Genomic DNA, 12,183 nt, shown 5'->3' with positions numbered 1-12,183 from the left:
TCGACGCCCCCACTTCCCCCTTCTCAGCCGCGGATCACCGTCGTGTTCGTCGCCCGGTCGTGCATACCGCGGCCGTCCGCGTCCACGATCGCGGCCGGGAATACGAACCCGGTCAGGACGGTGCGCAGCGCGGCGCGCCAGAGGCCGACGGGCTCGGTGGCGTCGACACGCGCGATGCCCATGCCCAGCATGGCCATCCCGGGCGTGCGGGCCATGAGCCATCCGGTGAGGATGCCCAGGACGATCCAGACGAGGTAGGTCAGTGTGGCGGTGTCTCCCAGCGCATCCGTGGTGGCGGTAATCAGCGTCGCGATCGCCCACGCGAGGACCCAATCGATGAGGACGCCGCCCGCGCGCCGCATTACCGACGCCTGCGAGCCCGGCCCCTCCGCCGGCAGCCCTAACGTCTGCCCTGGGTACTCCGGTGTGCCGCCGAACTGGTTCGGCATTTCCGGGCCTTCGCGCCAACTCTTCGATCCTGCCATGGTGACCAAGCCTAGCTGCGCCGCGCGAGCCACGAAAATGGGCGGGGTCCACGACCGCGGCGGGGCATTCGACTAAACTTGGTGTGGTTCACATTGTCGCCGTAAGGAGATAGCACGTGTCTTTCGAAAATATCGAGGACGTAACAAAATTCATCAAGGACGAGGAAGTCGAATTCGTCGACGTCAGGTTCACCGACGTTCCCGGCCGCGAACACCACTTCTCCATCCCGGCGTCCATGTTTGATGAGGATGTCATGGAAGAGGGCCTCGCATTCGACGGCTCCTCCATCCGCGGCTTCACCACCATTGAAGAGTCGGACATGACGCTCATGCCGGACCTGGCCACCGCGAAGCTTGACCAGTTCCGCGAGGCGAAGACGCTGAACGTGAAGTTCTTTGTCAACGACCCGTTCACCCACGAGGCCTTCTCGCGTGACCCGCGTAACGTGGCGCGCAAGGCGGAGGACTACTTGGCGTCGACAGGCATTGCGGACACCTGCAGCTTCGGTGCCGAGGCCGAGTTCTACCTCTTCGACTCCATCCGCTACGAGGCCGAGGGCCACCGCGCGTTCTACGAGATCGACGCGGAAGAGGGCTGGTGGAACCGCGGCAAGGAATCCGACGCTGACGGCAACCCGAACCTGGGCTACAAGAACCGCTACAAGGGCGGCTACTTCCCGGTCCCGCCGTACGACAAGACCGTCGACGTGCGCGACGCGATGGTCCGCAACCTCGACCAGGCCGGCTTCCACATCGAGCGTTTCCACCGCGAGGTGGGCAACGGCGGCCAGCAGGAGATCAACTACCGCTTCAACACCCTGCTGCACGCGGCCGATGACCTGCAAGACTTCAAGTACATTGTGAAGAACACGGCGACCCAGTTTGGCAAGACGGCGACGTTCATGCCGAAGCCGCTGGCCGGCGACAATGGTTCGGGCATGCACGCCCACCAGTCGCTGTGGAAGGACGGCGAACCGCTGTTCTACGACGAGTCCGGCTACGGCGGCCTGTCCGACCTTGCACGCTGGTACATCGGGGGCATCCTCGAGCACGCCGGCGCCGTGCTCGCGTTTACCAACCCGACGCTGAACTCCTACCACCGCCTGGTCCCGGGCTTCGAAGCGCCGATCAACCTGGTGTACTCGCAGCGCAATCGCTCCGCCGCGATCCGCATCCCGATCACCGGCACCAACCCGAAGGCTAAGCGCATTGAGTTCCGCGCGCCGGACCCGTCGGGCAACCCCTACTTCGGCTTCGCCGCGATGATGATGGCCGGTATCGACGGCATCAAGAACCGCATCGAGCCGCACGCCCCGGTGGACAAGGACCTCTACGAGCTCCCGCCGGAGGAGGCGAAGGAGATCCCGCAGGCACCGACCTCGCTCGAGGCCTCGCTCGCCGCCCTCGAGGCGGACCATGACTTCCTCACCGAAGGTGACGTCTTCACCGACGACCTGATCCAGACCTACCTCACGCTCAAGCGCGAGGACGAGATCGCGCCGGCCCAGCTGCGCCCGACGCCGCTGGAGTTCGAGATGTACTTCGACTGCTAGCTCGCGCGCGTAAGTCAAAACCCCGAGGGTGTTCCCTCGGGGTTTGCTTATGCTCGGATTCCTAAGTCGAAGTCATCGACTCCGGAAAGGCTCCGCGGGTCAAGGCGGGTGGTGATTCCGATCCTATTCCAGGCGTTGATCGCCACGATCGCCATGAGCAGGTTTCTCGCACCCTTCGCCCCGTGGATTCGGGACACGGCGTCGGTGAGCTCGAGCGCAGCGCATTCTTCGTCGGTGAATTGCTCCTTGAAGTCGGTCCAGCGCTCGGTGCTGCTGATCTTCTCCTCGCTCCAGCCGTCCTTCTTCGCCTCACGACGGTGCATGGCCAGGCAAAACACGCACTGGTTGAGCGCGGAAACCCGCAGCTGCATCAGGTGCTGATAGCGCTTGTCGACGCGCGCTCGGACGTACGTTTCCAGCCCGAGCATTGGCGCGTAGGCGACTTTTGGAATCGGTTTTCTGTGTGCAGTCACAGGGTAAAGCTACGCGGCCCGGACCAAAGTGGCCCGGGCCGCGAGTGCATCGTTTCTCGTGGGTCGCGTTCTTAGCCTTCCTGCGGCTCGATGATCGTGGCCTTCGCCTCCACGAATTCGATACCCTGCCCCTGGCTGCCCAGGGCAATGGTCTCTCGGTCGATGAGGTAGACCGCCGGGTTGGCCTGCAGAATCGTCTTCAGGTCCTTGGCGGCAGCCTCTGCCGCCGGGTCGCACAGCGCCTGGGTCTGTGCAAGATCGCCGACGTGCAGCTTGCCCTGCTCATCGAAGTGATAGGTCCCGTTGCCTGAGTTGCATCCGTCGCCGTAGGAGAAGGTGCCATCCGGGCTGAATTCGATGGTCACGTTCTCGTTGGCCTTCGCCTGCAGCGGGCGCTCGACGGAAGAAGCCCACAGGTGCTCGGGAGCCTGCTGCGCGTACTCGGGCAGCGCGGTGATCAGGCCGCCCTGCTCGGCCGGATCACCCGGCTGCTGAGCGCTGGAGCCCGGCAGCTGCGGTGCGCCGCCGAGCAGGGTGGAGCTCAACCCGACTGCGGTCTCGACGATCGCAGGGTCAGACGACAGGCCCTGCGGCAGCTCCTGCGCGTGGGCGGTGCCGGTGGCACCACCCATCAGGGCGACGGCAATGGTAGCGGTGGACAGTTTCTTCATGATCTTGGAAACCATGTCCCTCAACCTACCGAGCAAAACCGCCAAATCAACCACCTTGAGGGAACTAGAACGGTATCCCCAGGGCGCTCCTAACCGCGGCGGCCGAAGCTGAACATCGCATGAAAATTAACGCGAACAGTTGACAATCCGTTGTGTTTATACAACACTCTGAGTCATGTCCCCAAAGAAAAGACCTGTGGATCCGATCTTCAACCGTATCCGCGTGCTGCGCACCGAACGGGACATGTCGCGCGGGCAACTCGCGGAAGCGGTTGAAGTCAATCCACAAACCATCGGAGCGCTCGAACGCGGCGACCACTACCCCAGCCTCGACCTCGCTTTCAAAATCTGCGACGTCTTCGGGCTGCCGGTGGAAGCCGTGTTCTCCCGTACCGAGTTCACGCCAATGTCAACCGAGATCTACCGCACACCCTAAAGCCCCGAAAGGACTCCCCATGGCACCGAAAGATGTTCACGCGAGCGTCGTGAAGCGAAAGCGACTCACTCTGGCCACCGACGTCGGAATCGCGATCGTACTGCTCGCTGCGGTCCTCCAATTATTCAACCCCACCGTGTCCACTGCGCTGTGGCTCGGCGGGGGTGCGCTCGCCGCGGTCGGACTCTTGCTGCTTCGCAAGTCCATCGGCGGGGCCGACCTGCCGCGCGCCGAGCTCGACGAGTATGAAACCCAGCGGCACATCGAGGCCCGCGACGAGGGACTAAGCTGGTCCATCTTCTCCTCGACCGCCATGTTTGTCCTAGCAGGATTCTTGGCGCTCGCGACGCGCCTCGGATTCGAACCTTCAAACGTGGACGTGGCGCTGTTCTTTGCCAAACTGCTCTTCTGCCAGATGCTCTGGATCCCGTTCGTGGTGGCGCGCTCGCTGGCGGGCAAGATCAACCGCGACGCGCTCATCGCCGCCGAGTAACTACTGCGCGGCGACCTTGGTAAACTCGATCGCCTTCGCCTCACTCCCGAGCGCGACGCCACCGTTAACCTGGTACACGGCCGGGGCGGATTGCAGCACCGACTTCAGCGCGGCGGCGTTGTTCATCGTCGCGGAATCGCACATGACGCGGGTCTCCGAAAGGCCGCTGACGTGCAGCGCGCCGGCGTCGTCGATGGTGTACAGGCCGTTGCCGGAGTTGCAGCCGTCGCTGTAGGTGAGCGTGCCGTCGGCGCGCAGCTCCACGGTCATCGCCTGGCTCTGCTTCGCCTCAAGCAGCCCGGTCACCGCACGCTGCGCCTGCGACTTGGGCAGCGGCTGCGCGTCGGCGGGCAGGGTGGTCACGACGGAAGACTGCGACGCGCGCTGCTCCGCCGCCTTCCCGCTCGCGCCGCCAAGTACGGTGGCGTTGAGCTCGCCAAGGCGGTCGGTATCGACGTAGTCGGTCACGTTCAGGTTTGCGACGCTCGGCACAGACGACAGGTCCTGCGCCCCCGCCGTACCGACGCCGCTGAGCGCCAGCGCGCCGATCGCTGCCGCGGCAGCCGTCTTGGTGGTCAATTTCCGTACGATCTGGTTAGCCATGCGGACCAACGTACCGGCGCCCAGGCGCGATCTCCCGCGGAACGAACACGTCTCATGAAAGCGTTACGGTCCTGCCACCGCGCACCAAGGTCGAGTGTGGGGTGGTCTTTGCTACGCTTGAGGGACTTTTACGCTACGTCGATAAGGAGCCCCCATGCCGTTCCGTTTCCGCCGCTCCAAGAAGTTCGGGCCGTTCCGATTCACCCTGTCCGGCTCCGGCCTCTCCGCGTCCGTCGGCTCCGGGCCGTTCCGCTACACGTTCAACTCCAACGGCGGCCGCACGCGCACGATGCGCACCGGTATTCCGGGCTTGCGCTACGAGGAGCGCGACACCCCGAACCAGGTGCGCAGGAAGAAGCGCGCGAAGCAGCAGCGCAAGCAGGTTGGCAAGGAGCAGACTCGCTTCAACGAGATTTCGCAGCAGTACCGCTAGCCACCAGCCACCAAATCGCTGCGGTGGCAAGCACGGTCGCGCCTATCGACGCCACCGCATCCCCCACCGTCGCCTCAGCCAAGCCCGCAACGGGCACGTGGAAGGGATCCGGTAGGATCGCGAGCGTGTTCGCCACGGCGTGCACTGCCAACGACGCCTCTAGCCCGCCCGTTGCCCACGTGAGGAACGCGCCGCAGAGCGCGAACGTCGCGACGCTGAGCTGGCCTCGCCAGCCGTAGTCGTGGACGGAGACGAACATCAACGCGGGGACGAGGTAGGCCACCCACGGCGAGCGGGTCCACTGCCCTACTGCCTGCACCAGCGAGCCGCGAAACACCAGCTCTTCCGACAGCGCCTGCAGCGGGATGAGCGCGACGAGGATGCACAACGCACCGAAGTTCTCTGCGGTGAACGCACCGTCCGCGGGTTCGCTCCGCCACAGCGTGTACCCTAGCTCCGCACCGAACGCGACGAGCGCCGGCACCAGCGCGATGCCAAAGATGCGCCACCGGAAGCGGCGCTCCACCGACCACAGCGCGGACGGGCGCCGGCCCCGCAACCACGCGGCGATGAACGCCGCGGGGATCGTCGCGGCCTCTATTGACCCCGCCGCGAGCGCGAGCCAGGGCGTGTCCACGAACTCGAACTCGCCCATCGCTTTGACCGACGGGTTGAAGAACTGATCCGCCGCGCTGAAAAGCGCGAGCATCGCGGCGTAGATGCCGAAGAAGAGTATGAGGACGACGACGAACTCGAGAAGCGGACGCCACCAGGCAACGCGCGGCGCCCCGTCGCGGCCGAGCATATGATAGGAACCCATAACTTCATGATACGCCGCTGGGGTGGGGTAACGTGGCGTCGTGAAGCAATAGGGATTACCATAAGCCCGTGACTGACAAATTTCGCCAACTCCCGCCCCCGGGCCCCGCGTGGGGCGGCAGCCTCATGGGCACCTCAATCGTCGCGCGCCTGCTCGTCGAGGAAGACCTCCTCTTCCTCGCCGGCGTCTTCGCCGCCATCGCGTGCGTGATCCTGGTCGTGCTCACCGTAGGCTTTGCGCGCTACCGCCAGCCCAGTTTCGAGCGCACCACGATGGCCGAGTGGTCGATGTACTTTATCGGCATCCTCGCGCTCGGCGCCGCGCTGTCCGGGCTCACCGGCGACGGCGTGTACAGGCTCATCGGCTTCTGGATCGGCGGCCCAGTGACCGTCATCACCTGGGCGATCCAGCTCACGCGATTCGACGGCGAGCCCCGGTTCACCTGGGGCCTGCCGCTGGTCGGGCCGATGATTTCCGCGTCCGTCTCCGGCTGGCTCGCGCACGACTACGGCCCGCTCTACCACGTGATGGGCACCGCCCTGTTTGTCATGTCGCTGCTTACCGCGGTGCCGACATTCGCCCGCGTCTACTGGGCCGCCTGGCACGGGCGCGTTGACTTCGAGGGCGCGAAGTCCGCCACCGCGTGGGTGCCACTCGGCGTGGTCGGGCAATCCACCACCGCGATGCAGATCCTCTTCCCGGGCACGGTCTCCATCTACTACGGCCTGGTCGCGCTGATCATCGCGATCCCGCTCGCGATCTACGCCATGATCACCTTCTACCCCAACGCCGCGCGCTGGGTGCCGTACTCGCCGGCGTGGTGGTCGTGCACCTTCCCGCCGGGCACCGTCAGCATGGGCGGACACCAGATGGCGATGGTCAGCGGGTCGCAGTGGCTGGACGCGATCGCACTGAGCATCCCGGTGCTGCTCGTCGCGCACTGGGCGCTGTGCTCGAGCCGGTTCGTCAGTTGGGTGGCGGAGGGGCGCACGAGCTAGGCGCGCACCGCGAGCACCGCGTAGGTGTAATCCAGCAGCGGGGTGGGCACGCCCGCGGCGGCGGCCTGCCGGCGGATCGCGCCGACCTGCGCGTCGAGCTCGCTGGGCAGTCCGTCCGCGATGTCGCGCTGCATCGAGCTCGTCGCGCCCGCGTACTGCTGGTCCGCAAACGCGAGGGTTTGCGAGACCGCGCCCGCCGGCAGCCGCACGCCAAGCCCGCGGGCTGCGGCCTCGACTTCTTTCATCAGGGCGCGGAGTTGGGGGCGCAAAGCGTCGCGAAGCACGCCCATCGGCACGCCGGCAACCGCGCCGAGCGCGCCCGTCGTGGTGACAAACATGGCTTTTGACCACACGTCCGTAAGCACGTCGCCCGGCGCGTACAGCTCGCCGCCGATCCCCGCCTCATCCAGCGCCGCGCGGAACGCCCGGGCAGTTTCGCTTATCGACGCCCCCGCCACCGGCCCAAAGCTCAACGCCAAAGGCCCGGGATTGAGCACGATCTCTGCCGGCCCGACGCGCGTGGCGTAGCAGCGCGCCACCCCCGCAAGCACCCGGTCGGCGCCGAAAATGCGCGCGGCGGTGTCGTGGACTTCGACCGAGTTCTGGGTCGTAACGATGGGCACGCCGCCAAGCTGAGGCGCGTCCGCGAGGTCCGCGAACGTCGGGTTATCCGGCAGCGCCTTCGTGGCGACAACCACGATGTCCGCCCCACCCATCAGGTCCGCGGCCTCCCCGGCGTGCTCCGCCGCGTGGACCCGGACGGCGCGCGCCGGCTCGTCGCCGCGGCTGAGCAGGACGCCGCGCTGCCTGAGCGCCGCGAGCGTCTTCCCGCGCGCGACAAACGACACCTCGTGACCAGCCTCTGCGAGCATGCCGCCGAAGTACCCGCCGATCGCGCCCGCACCAATGCACACCACCTTCATGGTGCACAGTCTATCCGCGCGCACGCCGCCGCGTGCGCCTTTACTCCGGTGGCGACGGACCCGCGTAGGTGGGCTCACCGGCCGGCGCGCCCTGGGCCGGCCCGCCGATCACTGCGCCGGTATCGGCGTAGGCCCGGCCGGTGAAGCGCGGCGCGGCGTACTTCGGACCGACCCACGCGATGCGCCCGTTGATGCGGGTCATGCGGCCGCGCTTCGGGTCGCCATTGACGGCATTGTGGTGCGGGCACAGCCAGCACATGTTCGCCGGGGTGGTCTCTCCCCCGTGCGCGTACTCGGTGAGGTGGTGGGCCTGGCACTTGGAAATCGGCGCGTTGCAGTCGGGCCAGCAGCACGTCGGCGAGTCCACCTCCAGCGCGAGCCGCTGCACCCGGGACGCGAGGCGCATGCGGTGGGTGTTGATCGGGCCAAGGTGCTCCGCGGCGAGCGTGATGTAGCCGTCCGGCAGGATCCGGCGCTTGAGCAACTGGCTGGTGGTCATGCGGACCCCGGTGTTGGTGATCACGACCGGCTCGGTGTCGTCGCTGTCGTCGGTGCCGGCGAGCACGTGGTCGATGTCCTTGTCGGTGACAATCGCGTGCACCGCCACCGGTGCCTGCACAATTCGCCGGTTGTTGACAATCCAGTCAATCGCATCGATGGGCTTGCCCCGCTCGTCGGGTGTTTCGAACGTGGTGACCACGTCCTGCAGCCGGTTGGTAGGGCCGGTGAGCCGGATGATGAACTTGTCGTTTTTCATGTCGCGCTGGATCCGCACCCCGTCCTCGGGCACGCGCGGCGCGATGAAGTCCTTGCGCAGCCGGGCGGCTTTCTTTGCGATGGTGGCGGTATCCCCCTGCGCGGCGCACAGCTCGGCGGTGTATTCCCAACGCTTGGTCGGGTTGCTGATGCTGCGAGCGGTGCGCTCGATCAGCTCCAGCGTTTCAATGCAGTGACTGTTGGCTTCCGCCGCGGAACGTGCCTCGGCCTGGTAGCGCGAGTGGTTGGTCGGCCGAAAGAACCGCCGCGCGAGCCGCACCAGCGTATCCGCGTAGTCATCGGCCGCGCCCATCCCCACAAGCGCGGGCGCGTCGAGCCCGGCCTCGTGGACGAGCCGGAGCGCGGCAATACCCCCAGCGCGGAAGGCCAAAAAGGCCCGTAGTTGTTCCTCCCCCATAGGCCCACAACCTAGCCCACCCCCACGCACCCCGCAACCGCAAGGTTCAGATCCACCGCGATCCCACCGACGCGCCCGCGGGACGTGAACTGCCACACCTGCGGTGCCGGGAACCCGAGCGGCCGCGGCCACGGCCCGAGGCGCGCGGGGTCGGTCACCGAGTTGTCGCCCCACTGCGCCAACCACAGCGCGCCGAACTCCGCCGGGTTGGCAAGGCACATGTGCCGCCGCCAGTAGCGGGCGGTGGTGTAGATACCGGCGACGGGGACGTCGGCGGCGCGGAAGGCGGTGGCGGCGGCGCGGACGTCGGCAAGAGAAAGCCCCGCGGGTGACTCCACGTCGAGCCACATCGGCAGCCGCCTCCCACCCAACACGTCGAGGGCGGCGCCGACTTGTTCGGCGACGGTCGTGCCCTCCGACGGGCTGCGCAGGTAGTGGTAGGTGGACAGGGAGCAGTGGGACGAGTGGGCGTCGAGAAGCAATTGCTCGAAGCACGGGTCCTGGTAGGTGCCGTCGGTGGTGCGAAGGACCGCGAAGTCGAAGCCGGCGAAGTCGAGGCCGGCCTGGTATTCGGAGCAGTCGACGCCGAGCCTCACCGCTTGGACAGCCCCATCCGCGGAGTGAACGACTCGGGGTGGCGGCGCTGGGCGGCCGCGTCCGCGATGGCCAGGCGCCACTTCGGGTCCGTGACGGGCATGCGCGAGATGGGGAACCAGCCGACCTCGGTCGACTCGTCGTCGCCCACCACCGGCTCCGCGGCGGGGTCTGCCGGCTCGAGGCGCAGCTGCACCGACATGTAGCTGGCCTGATCGCCGTTCGCGTGGGTGATCGGGCCGACGGACCCCGCGCCAAGGATCGCGGCGGGCGTGGCCTCGATGCCGGTCTCCTCGCGCACCTCGCGCACCGCCGCGTCGTGCGGCTGCTCGCCCGGCTCCGCGATCCCGGTCACCGGGGTCCACTCGCCGTTGTCCGCGCGGCGCACGAGCAGCACGTCCGGCACCGCCCAGGCGGACTGGTCGGCGGAATCGCGCAGCACGATCGCGGCGACCGACGGCAGCCAGAGCGGGTCGTGGCCGATCTTCTCGCGGATCTGCACGATAAATTCCGGGATTGGCACGGCGTGTCCTTTCGTTCGTCGTTCGCGTGCCCACGAGTCTACGTCGGCTAGGATGAGCTGCGATGCACACCCTGAAGCGCCTCCCCAAAGCCGTATTTATCACCGTCTACGGCGCGGTGCTGATCGCGCTCGTGGTCATGATCGCGGCGCTGACCAGCTACCAAACCAACGCGCGCACCACGCAGACGACGCCGGCGCCGCCGGTTTCCGCCTGGAACCCCGCGCCTGCCGACGCCCCCAACGTCGCCGCCAGCGTCCGCCCCAACGTCATCGCCGACGCGCAGGTAGGCGCCACGAAGACCGGCGTGATGCTGCGCGGTGACCTCACCCCCACCGCCATGGTGAGTGCGGAGACCGCCGGCCACATCTCGCGCCTGCTCGAGCAGAACTGCCTGGACACGCTCACCCTCGAGACACCCGACAACATGCGCTTCGAGCTGCTGGGCTTTTGCTTCACGACGCTCCCACCCCAGACCATCGCCGACCTCCTCCACTTCGGCGACGAGCACGGTGCCAACTCGGTCACGGTGACCAACAACCTGGAGCGCCAGGGGGGCGGCCAACTCGCGCAGCTGTACTGGCTCGACGCGACGCACGAGCAGGTGGAGGCGCTGCAGCCGGCATGGGAGGAGTTCGGCCTGCGCCCGTACCTGGACCGCGCGACTTTCGAGGCGTTCACGGACGACGAGCTCACCATCATGGAGGCGAATCCCTCGCGGCCGCACACCTACAAGCACGAACCGACCGGCGCGGCACTGCGCGAGAAGTGGGGCATGCCGGAGCCTGGCGAATCCTGGTAGCTTCGCAGCGCAGCGCTACCAGCGCTGCGTCTCCCACTGCGCGTCCGGCACGACCTGGTCGATCACGGTCATCATCTGCTCGACGTTTGAGTAGGACATGAGCTTGGGGTTCTCCATCCCCTCCCAGCAGTCCTCGCCGCTGCGGCCGGCCTCCGTGCCGGAGACGATACCGATGATTACGGCGCGGCCGTTGACGTGGGTGAACACCGGGCCGCCCGAGTCGCCGGCGGCGGCGCAGACTGCGGCGATGTCGCCGAAGGTTTCGCGGTCTTCGTCGTCACCCGCGTTCACGATCTGCACCCGCTGCGTGTCCTCAAACTCGCCGCAGGTGTAGCCGGTCGTGGCGCCGGTTTTGCAGACGTGCCCCACTGGCGGGACTTCGTCGGCGATGCCGGTGGGGATTGGGTCACCAATCACGTCCATGTAGCGGTCCGGGTCGGTGATCTTGATAATGCCAACGTCGATGCCGTCGGAGGCGCTGGCGTCGTGAGCAAACAGCCCCGAGTAGACGAACTGGCCGACCTCGTGCGCGTAGTCGAAGGCGCGCGAGGCGTTCGTGGGCCACACGAGGTCGCCGGCGTGGCCGCAGTGCCCCGCGGTGACGGCGTAGTGCTGGCCCGACGCGTCGCTGAAGCTGAACGCGACGGTGCACGACTGCGCCGTGAAGCTCTCGCCGGGCTGCGGCTGGTGGTCCGTCGTCTGGATGCGCGTACCGGGCGCCCACAGCGCGAACGCTGGCACGCGGACCTGGTTGGCCTGGCCGTCAGACTCGGCGGCCTCCGTCTCCAGCGGGGTCTGCACCGCCTCGCGCGCCTGGCGCTCCTCGACGGAGCCGGTGGGCAGCTGCGAGGTGGTCAAGCCGAGCCACACCACGGAGGCGACGAACAGGGCGACCGCGACGATGCAGACCACCCAGCTCACGGTGCGTGCCGTGGTGCTGCGGGGGGCGGGTGCGGCGTGGTGCTGCGGCGCGGGCTCCGGGAACGTCCAGCGCTCGCCGTAGGTCGGCTGGTACTTCCTGGCGTGGTTGCCGGTCGATGAATCGTTTGGGTGGGTCACGCTACTCGGCGTCCGAGTGCTCCTCCGCGTCGTTTTCCGGCTCAGCGTCGCCGGATGCCTGGATCTTCAGGTCGCGGATGAACTTCTCCGGGTCGAACTCGGTGAAGTAGTCGGGGCCGGCGAACTGTTCCTGTGCCATGGTGTG

17 protein-coding genes are annotated in these 12,183 nt (G+C 67.2%); 6 read left to right on the top strand and 11 right to left on the bottom strand.

Translation table 11 applies throughout. From position 1 onward, the window contains the following. Positions 1–23 precede the first annotated feature (23 nt). The gene (locus FPP74_RS06210) at positions 24–485 is read right to left on the bottom strand and encodes an RDD family protein (protein ID WP_144717493.1); all 462 of its coding nucleotides are present in this window, start codon (positions 483–485) and stop codon (positions 24–26) included. Between the two features lie 116 nt (positions 486–601). Here FPP74_RS06210 and glnA point away from each other — a divergent pair, with 116 nt between their 5' ends. Continuing rightward, positions 602–2,038: a type I glutamate--ammonia ligase gene (glnA, locus tag FPP74_RS06205; RefSeq protein ID WP_095278165.1), complete on the top strand. Its 1,437-nt coding sequence runs from the start codon at positions 602–604 to the stop codon at positions 2,036–2,038. Between the two features lie 47 nt (positions 2,039–2,085). Here the strand turns inward: glnA and FPP74_RS06200 are convergent, their stop codons facing one another. Both FPP74_RS06200 and FPP74_RS06195 read right to left on the bottom strand, forming a co-directional pair. Continuing rightward, entirely contained in the window at positions 2,086–2,511 is a 426-nt protein-coding gene (locus FPP74_RS06200; RefSeq protein ID WP_240511639.1) for a carboxymuconolactone decarboxylase family protein, read from the bottom strand. Positions 2,512–2,582: 71 nt separating this feature from the next. Further along, positions 2,583–3,197, bottom strand: a complete 615-nt coding sequence (locus FPP74_RS06195; RefSeq protein WP_095534920.1) for an META domain-containing protein — start codon at positions 3,195–3,197, stop codon at positions 2,583–2,585. Positions 3,198–3,357: 160 nt separating this feature from the next. Here FPP74_RS06195 and FPP74_RS06190 point away from each other — a divergent pair, with 160 nt between their 5' ends. Together FPP74_RS06190 and FPP74_RS06185 are read left to right on the top strand one after the other, a co-directional pair. Further along, on the top strand, positions 3,358–3,618 hold the full coding sequence (locus FPP74_RS06190) for a helix-turn-helix transcriptional regulator (protein WP_095278171.1): 261 nt from the start codon (positions 3,358–3,360) through the stop codon (positions 3,616–3,618). 19 nt (positions 3,619–3,637) lie between these two features. Then, complete coding sequence (locus tag FPP74_RS06185) at positions 3,638–4,111, top strand: hypothetical protein (protein ID WP_144717491.1); 474 nt, start codon at positions 3,638–3,640, stop codon at positions 4,109–4,111. On the opposite strand, the gene FPP74_RS06180 is transcribed toward FPP74_RS06185, so the two are convergent. Then, a complete protein-coding gene (locus tag FPP74_RS06180) occupies positions 4,112–4,714 on the bottom strand; it encodes an META domain-containing protein (protein ID WP_144717489.1) in 603 nt (200 codons plus the stop codon). Between the two features lie 154 nt (positions 4,715–4,868). Between FPP74_RS06180 and FPP74_RS06175 the strand changes: the two genes are divergently transcribed. After that, complete coding sequence (locus tag FPP74_RS06175) at positions 4,869–5,147, top strand: DUF4236 domain-containing protein (RefSeq protein ID WP_095278178.1); 279 nt, start codon at positions 4,869–4,871, stop codon at positions 5,145–5,147. Here FPP74_RS06175 and FPP74_RS06170 read toward each other — a convergent pair. Then, positions 5,119–5,967: a CPBP family intramembrane glutamic endopeptidase gene (locus tag FPP74_RS06170; protein ID WP_095553482.1), complete on the bottom strand. Its 849-nt coding sequence runs from the start codon at positions 5,965–5,967 to the stop codon at positions 5,119–5,121. The genes FPP74_RS06175 and FPP74_RS06170 overlap by 29 nt on opposite strands. Before the next feature lie 68 nt (positions 5,968–6,035). On the opposite strand from FPP74_RS06170, the gene FPP74_RS06165 reads away from it, so the two are divergent. After that, complete coding sequence (locus FPP74_RS06165) at positions 6,036–6,965, top strand: TDT family transporter (protein ID WP_144717487.1); 930 nt, start codon at positions 6,036–6,038, stop codon at positions 6,963–6,965. Here the strand turns inward: FPP74_RS06165 and FPP74_RS06160 are convergent. From FPP74_RS06160 to FPP74_RS06145, 4 genes are read right to left on the bottom strand one after another with little or no spacing between them, the layout of a single operon-like run. Further along, positions 6,962–7,888, bottom strand: a complete 927-nt coding sequence (locus FPP74_RS06160) for a 2-dehydropantoate 2-reductase (RefSeq protein WP_144717485.1) — start codon at positions 7,886–7,888, stop codon at positions 6,962–6,964. The two genes, FPP74_RS06165 and FPP74_RS06160, sit on opposite strands and share 4 nt — an antisense overlap. A gap of 40 nt (positions 7,889–7,928) precedes the next feature. Beyond that, positions 7,929–9,062 (bottom strand): HNH endonuclease signature motif containing protein, encoded by a 1,134-nt coding sequence (locus FPP74_RS06155; protein WP_144717483.1) that lies wholly within the window; start codon positions 9,060–9,062, stop codon positions 7,929–7,931. An 11-nt stretch (positions 9,063–9,073) separates the two neighbouring features. Continuing rightward, a complete protein-coding gene (locus tag FPP74_RS06150) occupies positions 9,074–9,658 on the bottom strand; it encodes a GH25 family lysozyme (RefSeq protein WP_144717481.1) in 585 nt (194 codons plus the stop codon). Further along, the gene (locus tag FPP74_RS06145; protein ID WP_144717478.1) at positions 9,655–10,179 is read right to left on the bottom strand and encodes an NUDIX domain-containing protein; all 525 of its coding nucleotides are present in this window, start codon (positions 10,177–10,179) and stop codon (positions 9,655–9,657) included. The genes FPP74_RS06150 and FPP74_RS06145 overlap by 4 nt, the downstream gene beginning before the upstream one ends. Before the next feature lie 62 nt (positions 10,180–10,241). On the opposite strand from FPP74_RS06145, the gene FPP74_RS06140 reads away from it, so the two are divergent. Further along, positions 10,242–10,979, top strand: coding sequence for a hypothetical protein (locus FPP74_RS06140; protein ID WP_144717476.1), 738 nt, complete (start codon positions 10,242–10,244; stop codon positions 10,977–10,979). Positions 10,980–10,994: 15 nt separating this feature from the next. Here FPP74_RS06140 and FPP74_RS06135 read toward each other — a convergent pair whose 3' ends face one another. Both FPP74_RS06135 and FPP74_RS12225 read right to left on the bottom strand, forming a co-directional pair. Further along, positions 10,995–12,038 (bottom strand): S1 family peptidase, encoded by a 1,044-nt coding sequence (locus FPP74_RS06135; RefSeq protein ID WP_255456084.1) that lies wholly within the window; start codon positions 12,036–12,038, stop codon positions 10,995–10,997. 1 nt (position 12,039) lies between these two features. Beyond that, the gene (locus tag FPP74_RS12225; protein ID WP_173783231.1) at positions 12,040–12,177 is read right to left on the bottom strand and encodes a hypothetical protein; all 138 of its coding nucleotides are present in this window, start codon (positions 12,175–12,177) and stop codon (positions 12,040–12,042) included. Positions 12,178–12,183 lie beyond the last annotated feature (6 nt).

Source organism: Corynebacterium sp. NML180780 (assembly GCF_007786415.1).
GTDB classification, from domain to species: Bacteria; Actinomycetota; Actinomycetes; order Mycobacteriales; family Mycobacteriaceae; genus Corynebacterium; species Corynebacterium gottingense.
This window is presented reverse-complemented; position numbering and strand designations above follow the sequence as displayed.